Annotated in this window: 10 protein-coding genes, 1 pseudogene and 1 riboswitch; of the genes and pseudogenes, 4 read left to right on the top strand and 7 right to left on the bottom strand. The window is 71.8% G+C overall.

The window, feature by feature from the left end; genetic code table 11:
* The first annotated feature begins 17 nt into the window (after positions 1-17).
* Positions 18-380, top strand: a complete 363-nt coding sequence (locus tag ACLHRZ_RS08380) for an ArsR/SmtB family transcription factor (RefSeq protein WP_490417648.1) — start codon at positions 18-20, stop codon at positions 378-380.
* On the opposite strand, the gene ACLHRZ_RS08375 is transcribed toward ACLHRZ_RS08380, so the two are convergent.
* From ACLHRZ_RS08375 to ACLHRZ_RS08350, 6 genes are all read right to left on the bottom strand, one after another.
* Positions 367-1,161 (bottom strand): enoyl-CoA hydratase, encoded by a 795-nt coding sequence (locus ACLHRZ_RS08375; RefSeq protein ID WP_490417647.1) that lies wholly within the window; start codon positions 1,159-1,161, stop codon positions 367-369. The two genes, ACLHRZ_RS08380 and ACLHRZ_RS08375, sit on opposite strands and share 14 nt — an antisense overlap.
* Entirely contained in the window at positions 1,158-2,087 is a 930-nt protein-coding gene (mmsB, locus tag ACLHRZ_RS08370) for a 3-hydroxyisobutyrate dehydrogenase (RefSeq protein WP_490417646.1), read from the bottom strand. The genes ACLHRZ_RS08375 and mmsB overlap by 4 nt, the downstream gene beginning before the upstream one ends.
* Positions 2,084-3,166, bottom strand: a complete 1,083-nt coding sequence (locus ACLHRZ_RS08365) for an enoyl-CoA hydratase/isomerase family protein (protein ID WP_490417645.1) — start codon at positions 3,164-3,166, stop codon at positions 2,084-2,086. The genes mmsB and ACLHRZ_RS08365 overlap by 4 nt, the downstream gene beginning before the upstream one ends.
* Entirely contained in the window at positions 3,163-4,320 is a 1,158-nt protein-coding gene (locus ACLHRZ_RS08360; RefSeq protein ID WP_490417644.1) for an acyl-CoA dehydrogenase family protein, read from the bottom strand. Before ACLHRZ_RS08360 ends, ACLHRZ_RS08365 begins: the two co-directional genes overlap by 4 nt.
* The gene (mmsA, locus tag ACLHRZ_RS08355) at positions 4,317-5,816 is read right to left on the bottom strand and encodes a CoA-acylating methylmalonate-semialdehyde dehydrogenase (protein ID WP_490417643.1); all 1,500 of its coding nucleotides are present in this window, start codon (positions 5,814-5,816) and stop codon (positions 4,317-4,319) included. Before mmsA ends, ACLHRZ_RS08360 begins: the two co-directional genes overlap by 4 nt.
* A 215-nt stretch (positions 5,817-6,031) precedes the next feature.
* Positions 6,032-6,202: riboswitch (cobalamin riboswitch) on the bottom strand.
* A 158-nt stretch (positions 6,203-6,360) separates the two neighbouring features.
* Entirely contained in the window at positions 6,361-7,794 is a 1,434-nt protein-coding gene (locus ACLHRZ_RS08350; RefSeq protein WP_490417642.1) for a short-chain fatty acyl-CoA regulator family protein, read from the bottom strand.
* Between the two features lie 211 nt (positions 7,795-8,005).
* On the opposite strand from ACLHRZ_RS08350, the gene ACLHRZ_RS08345 reads away from it, so the two are divergent.
* From ACLHRZ_RS08345 to ACLHRZ_RS08335, 3 genes and pseudogenes are all read left to right on the top strand, one after another.
* Positions 8,006-9,514, top strand: a complete 1,509-nt coding sequence (locus tag ACLHRZ_RS08345) for an MmgE/PrpD family protein (protein ID WP_490417641.1) — start codon at positions 8,006-8,008, stop codon at positions 9,512-9,514.
* Entirely contained in the window at positions 9,514-10,419 is a 906-nt protein-coding gene (gene prpB, locus ACLHRZ_RS08340; RefSeq protein WP_490417640.1) for a methylisocitrate lyase, read from the top strand. The genes ACLHRZ_RS08345 and prpB overlap by 1 nt, the downstream gene beginning before the upstream one ends.
* 23 nt (positions 10,420-10,442) lie before the next feature.
* Positions 10,443-11,573: pseudogene (locus ACLHRZ_RS08335) on the top strand (bifunctional 2-methylcitrate synthase/citrate synthase); the annotation flags it as partial.
* A gap of 109 nt (positions 11,574-11,682) precedes the next feature.
* Here the strand turns inward: ACLHRZ_RS08335 and ACLHRZ_RS08330 are convergent.
* Positions 11,683-18,681, bottom strand: a complete 6,999-nt coding sequence (locus ACLHRZ_RS08330; RefSeq protein WP_490417639.1) for an SDR family NAD(P)-dependent oxidoreductase — start codon at positions 18,679-18,681, stop codon at positions 11,683-11,685.
* Positions 18,682-18,893 lie beyond the last annotated feature (212 nt).

Below are 18,893 nucleotides of genomic sequence, written 5' to 3'. Positions count from 1 at the left end.
TGGGCAAGGCTGAGATCATGCATCTGATCCCCGCGGAGCGTGCGCACCGGAGCGCGATCGACGAGCACACGGTCTGCGACGCCATCGAGGGCATCGGCGACCTCGCACGGGTCCGCGCCTGGTCGGAGCGGTTCGCCCTGCTCTCTGACCCCGGGCGGCTGGCCCTGCTGCTCGCCGTGCACCGGGCCGGGCCCATCGCCGTCTCCGACCTCGCCCTCGCCACCGGCATCAGGGACACCGCCGTGTCCCAGTCGCTGCGTCTGCTGCGTGCCGCCGGTGCCGTGGTGGCCGAGAAGGACGGCCGCATCGTCCGTTACCGTCTCTGCGATCAGGAGATCGCCGGACTCCTCGGCCGTCTCTCCACGTTCAGCGATGGGTGAAGCCCGGTGAGCGTTTCTCCACGAAGGCCGTCATGCCCTCCTTCTGGTCCGCTGTGGCGAACACCGCGTGGAACAGGCGGCGTTCGAAGCGCACGCCTTCCGTGAGGGTGGTCTCGAAGGCGCGGTTGACGGCCTCCTTGGCCATCATGGCGACCGGTGCGGACATACCCGCCACGGTCTCGGCGACCGCCAGGGCCTCGGCGAGCAGGTCGTCGGCCGGGACGATCCGGGACACCAGGCCCGCCCGTTCCGCCTCCTCGGCATCCATGGTGCGGCCCGTCAGGCACAGCTCCATGGCCTTGGCCTTGCCCACGGCGCGGGTCAGTCGCTGGGAGCCGCCGATGCCGGGGATGACGCCGAGTTTGATCTCGGGCTGGCCGAAGACGGCGGTGTCGGAGGCGAGGAGGATGTCGCAGAGCATGGCGAGTTCGCAGCCGCCGCCCAGCGCGTAGCCGGAGACGGCCGCGATCGTGGGGGTGCGGACCTGGGCCAGCCGGTCCCAGGCGGTGAACCAGTCGCTGAGGTACATGTCCATGTAGCTCTGCGGCCGCATCTCCTTGATGTCCGCCCCGGCGGCGAAGGCCTTCGCCGAGCCGGTGACGACGATGCAGCCGACCTCGGGGTCGCGATCGAGCGCCTCCGCCGCCGCGACGACCTCGGTCATGACCTGAAGGTTGAGCGCGTTGAGGGCCTTGGGCCGGTTGAGGGTGAGGAGCGCGGTGCGGCCCTTGCGCTCGACGAGGATGGTCTCGTACGTGTGGCCGGGGGTGTCGTCGCTCATGCCGGTGTTCCGTTCTCGTACTCGTGGGTGGGCGGTGCGGAGCGTCGGCGGATGGCCCGGACGATGCCGGAGAAGTCCTGTCCGGTTCCGTCTCCCTCCGCGAACTCGGCATACATCTGCGCGGCGCGCAGGCCCAGTTGGGCATCGACCGCACCCGCACGGGCGGCGTCTGCCGCGAGCCCGAGGTCCTTGGCCATCAGGGGCGCGGCGAAGCCCGGTGCGTAGTCGCGGTCGGCCGGGCTGCCCGGGACCGGGCCCGGTACGGGGCAGTTGGCGGTCAGGGCCCAGCACTGGCCGGAGGCGGTGGAGGCGACGTCGAAGAGGGCTTGGTGGGTCAGGCCGAGGCTCTCGCCGAGGACGAAGGCCTCGCTGACGGCGATCATCGAGACACCGAGGATCATGTTGTTGCAGATCTTGGCCGCCTGGCCCGCGCCGGCGGCCCCGCAGTACACGGCCTTCCTGCCCATGGCGGACAGCAAGGGCTCGGCCACGGCGAAGGCGTCCGCATCGCCGCCCGCCATGAAGGTGAGGGTGGCGGCCTCGGCGCCCGTCACCCCGCCCGAGACCGGCGCGTCGAGTGCCCGGTGGCCCAGGACGGTTGCAGCCTGGTGGGCGGCTCGGGCATCGGCCACGTCGATGGTGGAGCAGTCGAGGAACAGGGTGCCGGGCCGGGCGGCGGCCAGTAGCTCTTCGTCCCGGTAGAGGGCGAGGACGTGCCGGCCGGCGGGCAGCATGGTGATGACCACGTCGGCACCGTCGGCCGCGTCCGCCGCCGAGGAAGCAGCTTCGACACCCCTGTCGGCCGCCGTGCCGAGCAGGCCGGGCACCAGGTCGTAGCCGCGTACCCGGTGTCCGGCCCTGACCAGGCTGGCAGCCATCGGGCCGCCCATATGACCGAGACCGATGAAGGCTACGGTGCTGCTCACCAGGGCACCTCCTGCGACTGCGACGAACCGGCGCCGGCGAGCCGGAGTTCGCGCTCGCCGAGCGGGGAGAAGAAGCGTTCCACGTCCGCGTCCGTGACCTCGGCGAGGGTCGCGGGTGACCACTTGGGGGTGCGGTCCTTGTCGATGACCTGGGCCCGGATGCCCTCGACCAGGTCCGGCGAGGCGAGCGCCGCGCAGGAGACGCGGAACTCCTGCTCCAGGACCCGCTCCAGGGGGCCGAGGTCCCGCGCGCGGTGCAGCGCGGTCAGGGTGACCTTCAGTGCGGTGGGGGACTTGGCCAGGAGCGCAGCGGCGGCTTCGCTGGCTGCCGGGGCGCTGTCGGCGAGCAGCCGCTCCAGGACGGCCTCGACGGTGTCGGCCGCGTAGCAGCGGTCGATCCACTCGCGGTGCGCGGCGAGTTCGCCGGGCGGTGCCTCGCGCACGTACCGGGCGAGGACATCGTGCACGGGGTCGTGGGCCAGGTCGCCGACCAGTTCCGGCAGCAGCTCGGAGGGCACGTAGTGGTCCGCGAGTCCGCACAGCAGGGCGTCCGCCGCGCCCACCGCCGTGCCCGTCAGAGCGAGATGGGTGCCGAGCTCGCCGGGGGCGAGGCCGAGCAGGTGGGTGCCGCCGACGTCCGGGACGAAGCCGATGCCCGTCTCCGGCATGGCGATACGGGAGCGCTCGGTGGCGATCCGCACACTGCCGTGTGCGGAGACGCCGACGCCGCCGCCCATGACGATGCCGTCCATGACGGCCACGTAGGGCTTGGGGTAGTGGGCGATCAGGGCGTTGAGCCGGTACTCGTCGCGCCAGAAGTCCGCCGACGCCGAGCCGCCGGCCCGTGCGTCCTCGTAGATGGAGCGGATGTCGCCGCCGGCGCACAGGCCGCGTTCGCCGGCGCCGGTGATGACCACGGTCTCGACGGCCGGGTCCTTCTCCCATTCCGCCAGGGCCTCGTCGATGCGGCACACCATGGCGTGGTCGAGGGAGTTGAGGGCTTTCGGCCGGTTCAGTGTGAGGTACGCGGCGCGTCCCTCGGTATGCAGCAGGACGTGTTCGTCGCCGGTGGTGGTCATCGCACGGCCCCCGTCAGCTCGCGGGCCACGATCAGTTGCATGATCTCGTTGGTTCCTTCCAGGATCCGGTGCACCCTCAGGTCGCGGACGATCTTCTCGATGCCGTACTCGCTGAGGTAGCCGTAGCCGCCGTGGAGTTGGAGGGCCCGGTCGGCGACCGTGTAGCCGGTGTCGGTGGCGAACCGCTTGGCCATCGCACACAGCTGCGCCGCCTGTGGCAGCTTCCGGTCCAGGGCGTTCGCCGCCTGTCGCACGAGCGCCCTGGCCGCGGTGAGTTCGGTCGCCATGTCGGCCAGCCTGAACTGCAGGGCTTGGGCGTCCAGCAGCGGTGCCCCGAACGCCTCCCGGTCCCTGAGGTGGGTCAGGCTGTGGTGGAGGGCGCTCTGCGCGCCGCCGAGGGAGCAGGCGGCGATGCCGAGCCGGCCGCCGTTGAGGCCGTTCATGGCGATGCGGAAGCCGTCGCCCTCGGCGCCCAGGCGGCGGTCGGCCGGGATGCGGACGCCGTCGAGGATCACCTGGCGGGTGGGCTGGGCGTTCCAGCCCATCTTCTTCTCGTCGGGGCCGAAGGACAGGCCCGCGTCGTCGTGCCGTACGACGAAGGCCGAGATGCCGCGCGGCCCGGCCTCGCCGGTGCGGGCCATCACGAGGTAGAGGTCCGACGTTCCCGCGCCGGAGATGAACTGCTTGACGCCGGTGAGGACATAGTGGTCGCCCTTGTGCTCGGCACGGGTGCGCAGCGCGGAGGCGTCCGAGCCGGCGCCGGGTTCGGTGAGGCAGTAGCTGCCCAGGGACTCCATGGAGCAGAGTGCGGGAAGCCAGCGGACGCGCTGGTTCTGGTCGCCGTAGCGGTCGATCATCCACGCGACCATGTTGTGGATCGACAGATAGCCGGCGATGGACGGGCAGCCGGTGGCCAGCGCTTCGAAGACGACGACTCCGTCGGAGCGGATCAGGCCGGAGCCCCCGGAGTCCTCGCGGACGTAGATGCCGCCGAGGCCGAGCTGGGCTCCTTTGCGCAGGGTGTCGACGGGGAAGTGCTTGGCCCGGTCCCAGGCGACGGCATGCGGGGCGAGGTGTTCCTGGGCGAAGTCCAGGGCCGTCTCGGCAAGGGCGAGTTGGTCCTCGGAGAGCAGGGTGTCAGTCATCGCCGTCATCCCATCGTGGGGAGGGTGAAGCTCGCGCCCTCCTTGACCCCGGAGGGCCAGCGCGAGGTGACGGTCTTGGTGCGGGTGAAGAAGCGGATGGCGTCGGGGCCGTGCTGGTTGAGGTCGCCGAAGCCGGAGCGCTTCCAGCCGCCGAAGGTGTGGTAGGCGACCGGCACCGGGATCGGTACGTTGACGCCGACCATGCCGGTGTTCACCCGGCGGGTGAAGTCCCGGGCGGTGTCCCCGTCGCGGGTGAAGATGGCCACGCCGTTGCCGTACGGGTGCTCGCTCGGCAGGCGCACGGCCTCCTCGTAGTCGGCCGCGCGGACGATGCAGAGCACCGGGCCGAAGATCTCCTCCCGGTAGATCCGCATGCTTGTGGTGACGCGGTCGAAGAGGGACGCCCCGGCGAAGAACCCGTTCTCGTGGCCGGGCAGAACGAATCCGCGTCCGTCGACGACGAGTTCGGCGCCCTCCGTGGTGCCGATGTCCACATAGCGGCGTACGCGGTCGACCGCATCGCGGCTCACCAGCGGGCCGAAGTCGGCCTCCGGGTCGTCGGAGCGGCCGATGCGCAGCGTGCCGATGCGTTCCTTGAGCTTGGTGACCAGGGCGTTCGCCGTCTCCTCGCCGACGGGCACGGCGACCGAGATGGCCATACAGCGCTCGCCCGCGGAGCCGTAGCCCGCGCCGATCAGGGCGTCCACGGCCTGGTCGAGGTCGGCGTCCGGCATCACGATCATGTGGTTCTTGGCGCCGCCGAAGCACTGGGCACGCTTGCCGTGCGCGGCGGCGGTGGCGTAGAGGTGCGCGGCGATCGGGGTGGATCCGACGAAGCCGACGGCTTGGACGCGGGGGTCCTCCAGCAGCGTGTCGACCGCTTCCTTGCCGCCGTTGACGACGTTGAGCACCCCCGGCGGCAACCCCGCCTCCAGGAAGAGCTCCGCGAGGCGCAGCGGTACGGACGGGTTGCGCTCGGACGGCTTGAGGACGAAGGCGTTGCCGCAGGCGATCGCGGGTGCCGCCTTCCACAGCGGGATCATCGCGGGGAAGTTGAACGGAGTGATGCCCGCTGTGACGCCCAGGGGCGTGCGCAGTGAGTGGACGTCGATGCCGGTGCCCGCGTTGTCGGTGAATTCGCCTTTGAGCAGGTGCGGGATGCCGGCGGCGAACTCGACGACTTCGAGACCGCGTTGGACGTCGCCATGTGCATCGGCGATGGTCTTGCCGTGCTCGTCGGACAACAGCCGGGCCAGGGCGTCCCGTTCGCCTTCGACGATCTGGAGGAACTTCAGCAGGACCCTGGCGCGGCGCTGTGGATTCCATTCGCCCCACTCCGCCTGTGCCGATGCCGCGTCGGTGATCGCGGCCGTGGTCTCCTCGCGCCCGGCCAGGGGCACCTTGGCCTGCACCGTGCCGGTGTTGGGGTCGTGGACATCGCCGAAGAGCCCCGATATCCCGGGTGCGCGCTTGCCGCCGAAGAAATGGGTGAGTTCGTGGATCATGAACAACCTGCTCCCGTAGGTGGGATCCGGGGACGGCACGGCAGGCCGACGGCGGCACCGGGTGAGGTGCGCCGCGAGGGCAGCCGTGGGACGCGAAGGCGGGAGAGCCGTAGGAGCGTTACGGATGCGCGGTCGTTTCCGCGTCGTGCTCCGCCGGATCACCGGGGTCGTGGGTGCGGACCGGTGCCATGCGTGTCTGCTCCATCCTCGTGGACAACACGGAACATCCCGCGGCCGGTATCCTGACTCCCGGATCACCGCGTGCCGCCCGCCTTCCCGACGCATCGCGTCAGTGGCGTGCTCTCGACGGCACACTCCCCGGTCACAGTGGCGGGACCGTGCCGGATTCACACCGGCTTCCCTGCACCGCGGGCCTTGGTCACGAACATATAGTTGGACGTCCTAGTAAGTCCACCCCTCAAGCGCCTTGTCCGGGGGCGCGCCCAGTGGGTTCGCCGCGCCACGGAGAGGGCCGCACGGTGTGCTGGGTCGCCTTCACCCGGACCGAGATGCAAAACATGCCGGGCGCACGGGCCCGGCGCGGTCACAGGCTGCTGCTCTCCACCTGATACGGCACATACGTGCGCCGGTCCGGGTCGATGGCCAGCCGGCCGCCGGCCGGTGGCCGGGCCCGCTGTGCGCAGTTGCGCCGTTCGCAGATCCGGCAGCCCAGGCCGATCGGTGTCGCTGCGCGGGGGTCGTCCAGGGCGATGCCCTCGGCGTAGACGAGCCGGTGCGCGTGCCGCAGTTCGCAGCCGAGCGCGACGGCGAAGTCGGCACGCGGGGCATGGTGGCCGAAGCCACCCCGGGTGATGGTCCGTGCGATCCAGAAGTACCGCTTGCCGTCGGGCATTTCGGCGACCTGGGTCAGTATCCGCCCGGGTGCGGAGAACGCCTCGTACACCGTCCAGAGCGGGCAGGTGCCGCCGAGGCGGGAGAAGTGGAAGTCGGTCGCCGACTGCCGTTTGGAGATGTTGCCGGCCCGGTCGACCCGCACGAACGAGAACGGCACTCCCCGGTGACCGGTGCGTTGCAGCGTGCTCAGACGGTGACAGACGGTCTCGAAGCCGACGCCGAAGCGTGCGGACAACAGCTCGATGTCGTACCGCACCTCCTCGGCCGCGGTGTGGAAGACCGAGTACGGCATGAGCAGGGCGCCCGCGAAGTAGTTCGCCAAGCCGATGCGGGTCAGCGCCGCCGACTCCGGTGAGGACATGTCGGCGGCGTCGGCGAGTCGGCCGAGCAGCGGTGCGTGCTCCAGCAGGGCCAGCTGCGTGGCGAGTTGGAAGGCACGCTGACCGTCGCTGAGCCAGGGGGACAGGAACAGCAGTCCGGTGGCGGGATCGAAGTGCCGGGCGTCGGCCGAACGGCCCGGCGCAGCCTGGACCACCCGGACCCCGTGGCATTCGGCGAGGCGCGCGGTGAGCGGATCGGCGGTCCGGCCCGGCCGCAGTTCCATGGCGGTGGCCGTCTGTTCGGCCGCGGTGTCCAGCGGTCCGAAGTGGTTGTGGTGGGCGTAGAAGAAGTCCCGCACCTCGTCGTGCGGCTCCGCGGGCGGCAGCGGGACGCCCGTCCCGGGTGCAGCGAGGGCGGCGGCCTGTTCGGCGGTGTCGCGGTAGCGGCGGTGCAGCGCGACCAGGGCCCGGGCCACCTCCGGTTGGTCGCGGGCGGCCTCGGAGATCTCCTCGGCGGGGAGCGACACCCCGCACGCCTCGTCGGCGAGTGCGGTGCGCAGGTCGGCGGCGAGCCGGTGCTCGTCCGCCTCCGAGAAGAACTCCGCGTCGACGCCGAAGACTTCCGCGATCCGCAGCAGCACCGGGGCGGTCAGCGGGCGCTGGTTCTGTTCGATCTGGTTGGCGTAGCTGGTGGAGATGCCGAGCGCGCGGGCCAGGTCGACCTGGTTCATGCCTCGTTCGCGACGCAGCCGGCGCAGTCTGGCGTGGGCGTAGACCTTGCGGTCGGCCGGTCGCCGGGCCATGGCGCACCTCCTCGTCGCGAGCCGTCGGGCAACGGTACCGGAGGGCCGGGAAGTTGCGAACCCGGCATCCGCAGCATTCGCAGTCTTCGCAGATTCGCAGCTCCGTGCTGTACGGATTCCGCAGATTGGAGCGGTGGCCCGGCGGGCCGCACGCGGGCAGTCTTGATCACGTCAGCCCCCGCAGGACCGCCCGACACCCATGAGGAGTCCCGTGATCGAGCACCACGTCCGTGTCCACCCCAGTGCCGACCGGCTCCCGCGCGAGGACCAACTCGCCTGGAAGCTCGCGGCCGTGGCCACCGGCACCGAGGAACTGGAGGCCGACAGCGTCACGATGGCCGTCAACCGGGTCATCGACAACGCCTCGGTGGCCGTCGCCTCCCTGCTGCGCCGCCCGGTCGCCGTCGCACGGGCCCAGGCCACCGCCCACCGGGCAAGCACTGTGGGAGCGTCGGTCTTCGGCACCCGCGCCCGGGTCTCCCCGGAGTGGGCCGCGTGGGCCAACGGCACGGCCGTGCGCGAGCTGGACTTCCACGACACCTACCTCGCAGCCGACTACTCCCACCCCGGGGACAACATCCCGCCCCTGCTCGCCGTCGCCCAGCACGCCGGCCGTACAGGCGCCGACCTGCTGCGCGGCATCGTCGCCGCGTACGAGATCCACGTCGCCCTGGTGAAGGGCATCTGCCTGCACGAGCACCGCATCGACCACGTCGCCCACCTCAGCGCCGCCACCGCCTGCGGACTCGGCGCCCTGCTCCGGCTGCCGACCGAGGTCGTGCATCAGGCCGTTCAGCAGGCGGTGCACACCACGACCGCGACCCGGCAGTCCCGCAAGGGTGAGATATCCAGCTGGAAGGCGTTCGCACCCGCCTTCGCCGGCAAGGCCGCCATCGAGGCCGTCGACCGGGCCATGCGCGGCGAAACCTCCCCCTCGCCCGTATACGAGGGCGAGGACGGCTTCCTGGCCTGGATGCTCGACGGGCCCCGAGCCGACTACACCGTGCTGCTCCCCGAACCCGGCGAGCGGCGCCGCGCGATCCTCGACACGTACACCAAGGAGCACTCCGCCGAGTACCAGGCACAGGCGATCATCGACCTGGCCCGCCGGCTGCGCGAGAAGGCCGGCCCGCTGGAGGGGGTGCGCTCGGTGGTCCTGCACACCAGCCACCACACCCATCACGTGATCGGCTCCGGAGCGAACGATCCGCAGAAGTACGACCCCACGGCCAGTCGCGAGACCCTCGACCACTCCGTGCCGTACATCTTCGCGGTCGCCCTGGAGGACGGCACCTGGCACCACGAACGCTCCTACGCCCCCGAGCGCGCCCGCCGCCGGGAGACCGTCGAGCTGTGGCGGAAGATCACGACGATCGAGGACCCGGAGTGGACCCGCCGCTACCACGATCCTGACCCGGACCGCCGTGCCTTCGGCGGCCGAGCGGTGATCACTCTCGGCGACGGCTCGGTGATCGAGGACGAACTGGCCGTCGCCGACGCCCACCCCGCCGGTGCCCGCCCCTTCGACCGCCCGGCCTACGCGAAGAAGTTCCGCACCCTCGCCGAGGGTGTCGTCACCCCGGCCGGCCAGGACCGCTTCCTGGCCGCGGCCGAGCACCTCGCCGAGCTGACCGCCGTCGACCTCGACGGCCTGTTCCCGGCGGTCGACCCCCAGGCCGTCGCCGCGTACGACGAGTGTCTGCCGAAGGGCCTGTTCTGATGCTGCACACCCGCACCACTCCCGCGCAGCGCCGCCGCGCGCTGCGCGAACGACTGGCCACCGGACGCCTGTTGCTCATGCCCGGTGCCCTCAACCCGCTCTCCGCCCGCCTCATCCAGGACACCGGATTCGAGGCCGCCTACCTCTCCGGCGCCGTCCTCGCCGCCGATCTGGGCCTGCCCGACATCGGCCTGACCACCTCCACCGAGATCGCGGCCCGCGCCCAGCAGACGACCAGGGCGACCGACCTGCCCGTCCTCATCGACGCCGACACCGGCTTCGGCGAACCGATGAACGCGGCCCGCACCGTCCAGCTGATGGAGGACGCGGGCCTGGCCGGCCTGCACCTGGAGGACCAGGTCGACCCCAAGCGCTGCGGCCACCTCGACGGCAAGTCGGTCGTGCCGCGCGCGGAGATGACCCGCCGCATCCGCGCGGCCGTGGACGCCCGGCGCGACCCGGACTTCCTGCTGATGGCCCGCACCGACGCCCGCGCCGTCGAGGGCCTGCCCGCGGCGATCGACCGGGCGAAGGCATACGTCGACGTCGGCGCGGACGCGGTCTTCCCCGAAGCCCTCGCCGACGAAGCCGAGTTCGAGGCGTTCCGCAAGGCGGTCGACGTCCCGCTGCTCGCCAACATGACCGAGTTCGGCAAGAGCCGCCTGCTCGACGCCCGCACTCTGCAGGACCTCGGCTACGACATCGCCCTGTACCCGGTCACGCTGCTGCGCCTGGCCATGGGCGCGGTCGAGGACGGCCTGCGCACCCTCGCCGCGGAGGGCACGCAGGAGTCCCTCCTGCCCCGCATGCAGACCCGCTCCCGGCTCTACGAACTCCTCGGCTACGAGGACTACGCGGCCTTCGACTCGGCCGTCTTCGACTTCACCCTCCCGCCCAGCACCTGACGCCCGCACCGGAGGCACGACTCATGTCCACCACCGCGCCAGAGATCCACCGCGGCCTCGCCGGTGTCGTCGTCGACACCACCGGGATTTCCGCCGTCATCGAGGAGACCAACTCCCTCACCTACCGCGGCTATCCGGTCCAGGACCTGGCCGCCCGCCGCTCCTTCGAGGAGGTCGCCCACCTGCTGTGGTACGGAGAACTTCCCGACACCGCCGAGCTGCGGGAGTTCCGGGCCCGCGAACGCGCCCTGCGTCCCCTGGACCACACCACCTCCGAACTCCTCGCCCGGCTGCCCGAGACCTGCCACCCCATGGACGTCCTGCGCACCGCCGTGAGCTTCTTCGGCGCCGAGGACCCCGTCGAGGACGACGGCAGCCCCGCCGCCGACCGCGCCAAGTCCCTCGCCCTCCTGGCGAAGCTGCCCACGGTGGTCGCTGCGGACCAGCGCCGGCGGCGAGGGCTGGCACCGATCCCGCCGGACCCCGGCCTCGGGTACGCGGAGAACTTCTTCCACATGTGCTTCGGCGGCGTGCCCGACCCGGAGGTGGTCCGCTGCTTCGAGATCTCCCTCGTGCTGTACGCCGAACACAGCTTCAACGCCTCGACGTTCACCGCGCGTGTGGTGACCTCGACCCTCTCCGACCTCTACAGCGCGGTCACCGCAGCGATCGGTGCCCTCAAGGGCCCCCTGCACGGCGGCGCCAACGAGGCCGTGATGCACATGCTGGAGGAGATCGGCGACCCGCAACGGGCCGGGGAGTGGCTGGACGAGGCCCTGGCCGCCAAGCGCAGGATCATGGGCTTCGGCCACCGCGTCTACAAGCACGGCGATTCCCGTGTGCCGATCATGCAGGAAGCGCTGGACCGCCTGGTGGCGCGTGCCGCCGACCCGGAGGTCACACGCTTGGCCACGCTGCACGCGGCCCTGCGGCAGGCCATGCTCACCCGAAAGGGCATCCACCCGAACCTGGACTACCCGGCCGGACTCGCCTATCACCTGATGGGCTTCGACACCCCCGCCTTCACACCGATCTTCGTGATGAGCCGCATCACCGGCTGGACCGCCCACATCACCGAACAGCACGCGCACAACGCTCTCATCCGCCCACTGGCCTCCTACGACGGTCCTCGACAGCGCCCGGTGCCGGCCGTTCCACAGCGCGACCTCGGGGCGGGGCCGGGCAGCTCCCGCCGGCCACCGGCAGCAGGCGGCGCCATCGGTGCGTCCGATGCGGGCCGGGCAACCGGCCCGGCGTTCAACGTCAGCCCTCGGAGAGGAAGTCGGTGATACGAGGCCAGAGCGCATCCCACTGCTCGCCGTCGTGCCTGCTGTCGTGTCCGAGGCCGGGCACGGTAACGAGCGTCGCGTCGCGGCCCAGCCGCTTCGCCTCGGCGGCCAGGTCGCGGGCGTGCTCGACCGGGATGACTCGGTCGTCCTCGCCGTGCACGACGAGCATGGGGGAGACGACGTCGCCGAGCGAGGCCAGCGGCCGGCGCTCGGGGGCTGCGAAGTAGGAGGCCAGTTCGTCCGGTTCGAGACCGGGACGGGAAGGGACGAGGGAGCCCGGCCGGGCCTGCTCGGCCGCCACGAGCAGTGCCGGGTCGTACAGACCCATGAGCAGAACCGCCCGGTGCCAGCGGTCCGGTGCGCGCCCGAGCGCGGCGAGGGCGGAGTATCCGCCGCGGCTGGTGCCGAGCAGGCTCACCCGGGTGCCGTCGACCTCGGGGAGCGCTGCGAGGTGGTCGGCGGCGGCGAGGACGTCGGCGATGTCGCGGCCGCCCATCTCCGCCCGGGCCTCGAAGTCGGGGCCGTGCCCCGGGGCGCCGCGGTGGTCGACGGTGAAGACCGCGAAGCCCGCGGCCAGCAGAGGCGGGTGTTCGCTGACCCGGACGGGGTCGCCGTCCGCGTTCAGGGCACCGCCCGGGCCCGCGGTGCACACCACGACGGCCGGGTGCGGCCCGGGCCCCGGCGGCAGACTGAGGTGGCCGTAGACGGTCAGGCCGTCCGCCGACGCGAACTCGTGGGCGGTGGGGTCCCGGAAGGCGTCGGCCGGCACCCGGTCGAGTTCGTCCATCAGGAGTCCGACCAGGCCGGCCATGGTGAGGTTGCGCTGCAGCTTGACCGCGGGTACGGAGACGCCGAGCTCCTTGTGCAGCAGGACGCGCAGTCCGACGGCGGTCAGCGAGTCGATGTCGAACGGCTGGTCGTCTCCGAGGTCGTGGTCGGTCAGGCCGGTGCTCTGTTGCAGGATGGGCGCGAGCAGGGTGGGCAGCAGCGTGGCACGTTCCTCCGGGCCGAGGTCCTCCAGACGCGGCGCGGCCGGCCCGTCGCCGCCTGCCACGCCGGCCGGCACGACCGGGCGGACCCGCGGCAGCGGGGCGAGCTGCGGGTTGGCACGGGCCCAGCGCGGCCAGTCGATGTCGGCCACCGAGGCCTCGACGGGACGGGTTCGCAGCAGCGTTTCCAGCTCGGTCGTGAACCGGGCGGGTGACAGGCCGCCGTGCCCGTTGCGGCGGAGGTAGGAGCCGACCTCACCGTTTCCGCTGACCGCCACGCCGACGTCGTCGATCATGCCCCAGCCGACGCTGGTGGCGGGCAGGCCACGGGCGCTCCGGTAGCGGGCGAGGGCGTTCAGGAACTCGTTCGCGGTCGCGTAGGCACCCAGCGCGACGGAACCCAGTTGTGCCCCCACCGAGGAGAAGAGCAGGAAGAAGTCGAGGGTGTCCGGCCGGGTCTCCAGATGCAGGTTCCAGGCGCCGTCCGCCTTCGGCCGGGTGGCGCCCACCAGGCGCGCCCCGTCGGTGTCCGAGAGCACGGCGTCGTCGAAGTCGGCCGCGGCGTGGACGATGCCCCGGATCGGCGGCATCGTCGCGCGGACCCGCGCGAGCAAGGCGGCCACTTGGTCCCGGTCGGCCACATCGGCCTTCTCGATCCGGACCTCGACGCCCCGGCCGGTCAGTTCGGCCACCGTCTGCTCGGCCTCGGCCGTCGCGACACCGCTGCGCCCGACCAGGACCAGATGCCCGGCTCCCCGGTCCGCGAGCCGGCCGGCGACCGTACGCCCCAGGCCGCCCAGGCCACCGGTGAGCACATAGGTGGCGTCGGCCCGGACCGGCGATCCGGCGAGCGAGGAGGCGGGAACGGTGACCGGTTCACCGGCCAGGCGCACCACGATCTTGCCGAGGTGGTCCGGCCCGCCCATCGCCAGCATCGCCTTGTCGACCTGATCGGCGGGCAACTCGCTGACCGGCAGCGGGGCGATGACGCCCTCCTCGAAGAGGGCGGCCACCTCGCGCATGGCCGTGCGGACGTCCTCCGGCCGCAGCGCCATCAGCTGGTCGTAGTCGAACGAGTGGTGCGTCATCGCCCGCTGTGCGGGCCCGGCGTCGATGGCGGGCTTGCCCAGTTCGACGAAGCGTCCGAATGTGCGGAGGGCCCGGAGGTTGTGGTGGATCATCTCCCCGGGCAGCGAGTTGACGATGACGTCGACGCCTTCACCGCCGGTCCAGCGGAGCACCTCGTCGGCGAACGCCGTGGACCGGGAGTCGGTCACGTGCAGCACGCCCTGGTCGCGCAGGAACGCCCGCCGGGTCCGGCTGCCGGCGGTGGCGAACACCTCGGCGCCGAGCCGGCGGGCGATGCGGACCGCGGCCAGTCCGACGCCCCCGGCGGCGGAGTGGACCAGGACCCGGTCGCCCGGGCGCACTTGGGCCAGCCGTACCAGCGACAAGTAGGCCGTGGCCACCGGGAGCAGCGAGGCGGCCTGTGCCAGGGACAGGCCGACGGGCTTGCGCACCACCCGGACCGCGTCGAGCGTCGCGTGCGATGCGAACAGTGCCCGGCTGTGCGCGAACACCTCGTCGCCGGGGTGCAGTTCGGTCACGTCCTTGCCGACCCGGACGACGGTTCCCGAACACTCCAGTCCGAGTGCGTCCCGTGAATGGCTGCCCTCCCTCGCCTGTGGGGCGAGCAGTCCGGTCACCTTCAGCACATCCTTGAAGTTGACGCCGGCGTAGGCGATTTCGATCTCGACCTCCGTCGGGCCGGGCTCGCGCCGGGCGGCCGCGGCGTAGCGGAGGTTGTCGGCGGCGGTGCGGAGCACGCCGAGGCGGACCGGCGTGACGTCGGTGCGGGTGGTCACCTGGTGCAGCGGGGACAGGTCCCCGGCCGGTTCCAGCCGTCGGACGTAGCGTGTGCCGCCGCGCAACGCGACCTCGTCGAGCCCGTCGTGGAGGAGTTCCTCCAGCAGTGCGTCCTCGGTGCCCTCCCCGACGTCGATCAGGCGACAGCGCAGTTCGGGCCGTTCGGCGTTGACGACCCGGCCGAATCCCCACAGCGCGGCGGCACAGGGGTCGTCGGTCGGGTCCTCGGGGGAGACGCTCTGGGTACCGGTGGTGACGACGAACAGCGGCACTTGGGTGACCGGCATGGCCTGCACCAGCCGTAGCGGCTCGGCGACCGGTGTGCACACGGGCACGTCGGCCGTCCGGCGGTCCGCGACGCAGACCACGCCGCGGCAGCCCTCGACGCGTTCCGGCCAGTCCTCCGCGGCCGGGTCGGTGCGCACGACGGAGCCGCCCGAGGCGATGATCCGTCGTTCCAGCCCGGCTGCGATGTCCGAGGAGCCGACGAGGATCCAGGTGCCCTCGGCATCACCGGTGCGGTCGAGCGGTTCGGGCCGCCAGGCGTGCTCGTAGTAGAGGCGCTGCCCGGGTGCGGTGGTCACGGCGCCGTCGTCGGCCAGCCGTTGGGCGCGCAGGCCGGTCACCTCCGCGACCACCTCGCCGTCGTCGGTGACGAGGGTGAGGTCGCACTCGAACCGTCCCGGGACCGTGCTGTGCCGGTCGCGGCCGTGGACCCACAGCCGCCGGCCCGGTGCGCGGTAGTACCGGAGCCCGGCGATGCGAGCCGGTACGTAGGTGCCGGCCGCGGCGTCACCACCGAGCACGAGGGCCCCGGCGAACACGGCCTGGAAACCGGCGTCCAGGTGCACCGGGTGCAGACGGTGGCCCGCCGGGTCCACGGTGCCGAGGCCGATCTCGGCGAAGACCTCCCCGGTCTGCTCCCGGAGCCACAGCCGGTCGACGGCGCGGAACGCCGGTCCGTAGTTCAGGCCGCCGGCGCCGAGGACCGCGTACACCTCGTCGTGGCCGAGCACCGGCAGCGAACGGGTGTGTTCGGCCAGGGTGTTGGTGCGCGGCGGCGGAATCGGTGGTCCGGCGAGGTACGACCGGCGCAACTCGGTGTGCAGCGTCCAGTCGGGGGCGTCCGCCCGGTCGCGGCTGTGCAGGCTCACCTGCCGGCGCGCCGGGTCGTATCCGAGGCGCAGGGTGGTCACCGAGGACGGCGGGAGCACGAGCGGACGGTGGAAGGCGATGTCCTCCAGGAAGCAGGGCTCGTCGTCGGGGAACATCGCGAGCGCGGCCTCGACGTATCCGGCGCCCGGGAAGATGAGATCGTTGCCGATCCGGTGGTCTTCGAGGTAGGGGAGCTCGGTCCTGCCCAGTTCGACGTCCTGGACCGGCGTGGCCGAGGCGACGGTCCGGCCGGCCAGGGACAGGCCCGTGATGTTCAGCCGTGCCTGCCGGGAGGCGGGCGACTCGATCCAGTGACGGTCCCGCTGCCACGGGTAGAGCGGCAGGTCGAGATGGTCCGGAGAACCGGGGTGCACCCGCTCCCAGTCCGGCGTGACGCCGACCGCGTAGCAGGAGCCGAGCGTTTCCAGCAGTTGCCGGCGCTGCGGGCGGTCCCGGCGCAGTGAGGCCAGCCGCACCGCGTCGATGTTGCGCTCCGCCAGGGCCTCGTCCACCGCCGTGGCCAGGACCGGATGCGGCCCGACCTCCAGCACCGCTCCGGGTGCCCGGCCGAGCAGGCGCCGGAACGCGTCGGCGAAACGCACCGGCTGCCGCACGTTCCTCCACCAGTACTGGTTGTCGAGCTCGAAGCCGTCGACCTGCTCACCGGTCACCGTCGAGTACAGCGGCACCCGGGCCCGCCCCGGCCGGATCCCGGCCAGTGCCGTCAGCAGCGCTTCGCGGATCCCGTCCATCTGCGGGCTGTGGTAGGCGACTTCGACCCGTAGCGGCGTGACCGTCGCTCCCGCAGCCGCCAGCCGTCCGGCCACGGCGTCGACGGCCCGGTGATCACCGGCCAGCGTGGTCGCCGTGGTGCTGTTGATCGCGGCCACTGATATGTCTTCGGCCAGGTAGGGGGCGAGTTCGCCGGCGGGCAGGCCGACGGCGATCATGCTGCCGCGGCCGGCGAGCGTCGCCTGCAGGCGCGCTCGGTGGAAGCTCACCGTCAGCGCGTCCTCCAGCGTGTACACCCCGGCCGCATAGGCTGCGGCCACCTCGCCCACGCTGTGGCCCACGATCGCGGCGGGTTCGATCCCCCAGTCGCGCCACAGCGCCGTCAGGCCGGCCTGCACCACGAAGTTGGCGACCTGCGCGTAAAGGGTCCCGGTCAGCCGGGAGTCGGCCTCCTCGCGGAGCAGCTCGTCGCCGATCGAGACACCGAACCTTTCGAGCACCGCGTCGCACGCGGTGACGACCTCGGCGAAGCGTGCATCCTCCCGCAGCAGTTCCCGGCCCATTCCCCACCACTGCGGGCCCATGCCCGTGTAGACGAAGGCGACTGCGCACGGCTCGGCCCGCTGTGCAGTGATTTCGAGCTGCCGCAGCTTCCCGGCTGCCTCCTGGGCGTCGGCGGCGACCACGAAGGTCCGCAGGGAATGGTGGTCGCGCCGTCGTGCGGCGGCACCTGCGACGCGTCGCAGGGCCGGCGCGTCGGGCTGTTCGAGCAAGGACGCGTAGGCGTCGGCGAGCGCGCGCAGGGCCCCTTGGCTCCGCGCCGACAACGGGAGGAGCAGCGGCTCTCCGCCGTCCTTCCCGCCGGGCCGGCCGGGTCCGGCGGCCGGCGCCTCCTCCAGGAGGGCGTGGGCGTTCGTACCGCCGACGCCGAAGGAGTTGACCCCCGCCCGTCGCGGCCCGCCGTACCGCGGGAACGGGACCGACTCCGTGGGCACGCGCAAGGGCAACCGGTCGAAGGGAATCGCGGGATTGGGCCTTTCGAAGTGCACATTCGGCGGTACGAGCCCGTGGGCCAGGCACAGACTCGCCTTGATCACTCCCGCCACCCCGGCCGCCGCCTCGGTGTGACCGAAGTTCGACTTCACCGAACCCATCCAGTGCGTACGCTCCGAGCCCGCGAGCGCGTCACCGATGGCCGCCGCCTCGACCGGGTCTCCCACGGCGGTGCCCGTGCCGTGGGCCTCGAAATAGCCCACCGAACCCGGTTCGACACCCGTCGTCCGGAACACCCGCCGGATCAACGCACGTTGAGCCTCGGTGCTGGGCATCGGCACTCCGGGAGTACGGCCGTCGTGGTTCACCGCACTTCCGCGCACCACCGCGTGGATCCGGTCACCGTCGCGCCGGGCCGCGGAAAGCGGCTTGAGCACGACCATTCCCGCGCCTTCGCTGCGCACATATCCGTTCGCGCGGCGGTCGAACGACTTGCAGCGGGCATCCGGGGAGAGGAACTGCCCTTTCGCCATCGCCATCGTGGTGACCGGAAGGAACATCATGTTCACCCCGCCGGCCACCGCCAGCTCGCACTCGCCACGGTCCAGCGCGGAACAGGCCTGGTGGACCGCGACCAGCGACGAGGAACACGCGGTGTCGAGCGTGAAGCACGGACCGTGCCAGTCGAAGGTGTACGACAGCCGCGCAGCGAGCATGGTCATGCTCACCCCGGTCGGGGTGGCCACGCCGAGCAGATGCCGGTTCTGGTCGGCCATCGCCAGAGCCGCGGCGTCGAAAGTGAACCCGCCGACGAAGGTGCCCACGCCGCTGCCGGCGGTCGAACCCGGCGGAATTCCGGCGTCCTCGAAGGCCTCCCAGGTCACTTCGAGCAGCAGCCTCTGCTGCGGATCCAACGCGGCGGCCTCACGCGGCGGCATCCCGAAGAATCCCGCGTCGAACTCCTCCAGAGCCGAACGGAGAAACCCGCCCTGCCGGATGACCATCCGGCCCGGAGTGGCAGGATCGGTGTCGAAGAAACCATCGGCACCCCACCGGTCGGCCGGGATGTCGGTAATGGCGTCCGTTCCGGAGACGACCAGGTTCCAGAAGCTCCGCGGATCCGTGATGCCGCCGGGGAAGCGGCAGCCGATCCCGACGATCGCGATCGGCTCGGCCCAGCCGCGGTTCGTTCCCTCCCGATCATCAGCCGTGTCGAAGAGCTGCGTTGAGAAAGCCACCGAAAACTCCTCACTCACGGCTCTGACCACGGCTCCGACCGCGCAGGCGCGCCAGCCTACCCGCTGCGCATACGACGATCGGGGTGGAAGTGACCAGAGTTCTCGGACTGAAAGAAGCAGCCCAAACAGGCGGCGGCGAGCAAGATCGAGGCCTGCTGCAGGGGCAGTTCGGGAGCAGGAGAACACCCGTGTCGGTGGGCTTCGACGAGGAG

The organism is Streptomyces sp. AM25, assembly GCF_058146165.1.
Note: the sequence above shows the minus strand (reverse complement) of the source record. Positions and strands in the feature narration are given on the sequence as shown.

Bases quoted from the DNA above. Each gene is read 5' to 3' on its own strand.
- ACLHRZ_RS08380 (WP_490417648.1), top strand. From the start codon at position 18: ATGCATCTGATCCCCGCGGAGCGTGCGCACCGGAGCGCGATCGACGAG.
- mmsA (WP_490417643.1), bottom strand. From the start codon at position 5,816: ATGATCCACGAACTCACCCATTTCTTCGGCGGCAAGCGCGCACCCGGG.
- ACLHRZ_RS08350 (WP_490417642.1), bottom strand. From the start codon at position 7,794: ATGGCCCGGCGACCGGCCGACCGCAAGGTCTACGCCCACGCCAGACTG.
- ACLHRZ_RS08360 (WP_490417644.1), bottom strand. From the start codon at position 4,320: ATGACGGCGATGACTGACACCCTGCTCTCCGAGGACCAACTCGCCCTT.
- prpB (WP_490417640.1), top strand. From the start codon at position 9,514: ATGCTGCACACCCGCACCACTCCCGCGCAGCGCCGCCGCGCGCTGCGC.
- ACLHRZ_RS08375 (WP_490417647.1), bottom strand. From the start codon at position 1,161: ATGAGCGACGACACCCCCGGCCACACGTACGAGACCATCCTCGTCGAG.
- ACLHRZ_RS08365 (WP_490417645.1), bottom strand. From the start codon at position 3,166: ATGACCACCACCGGCGACGAACACGTCCTGCTGCATACCGAGGGACGC.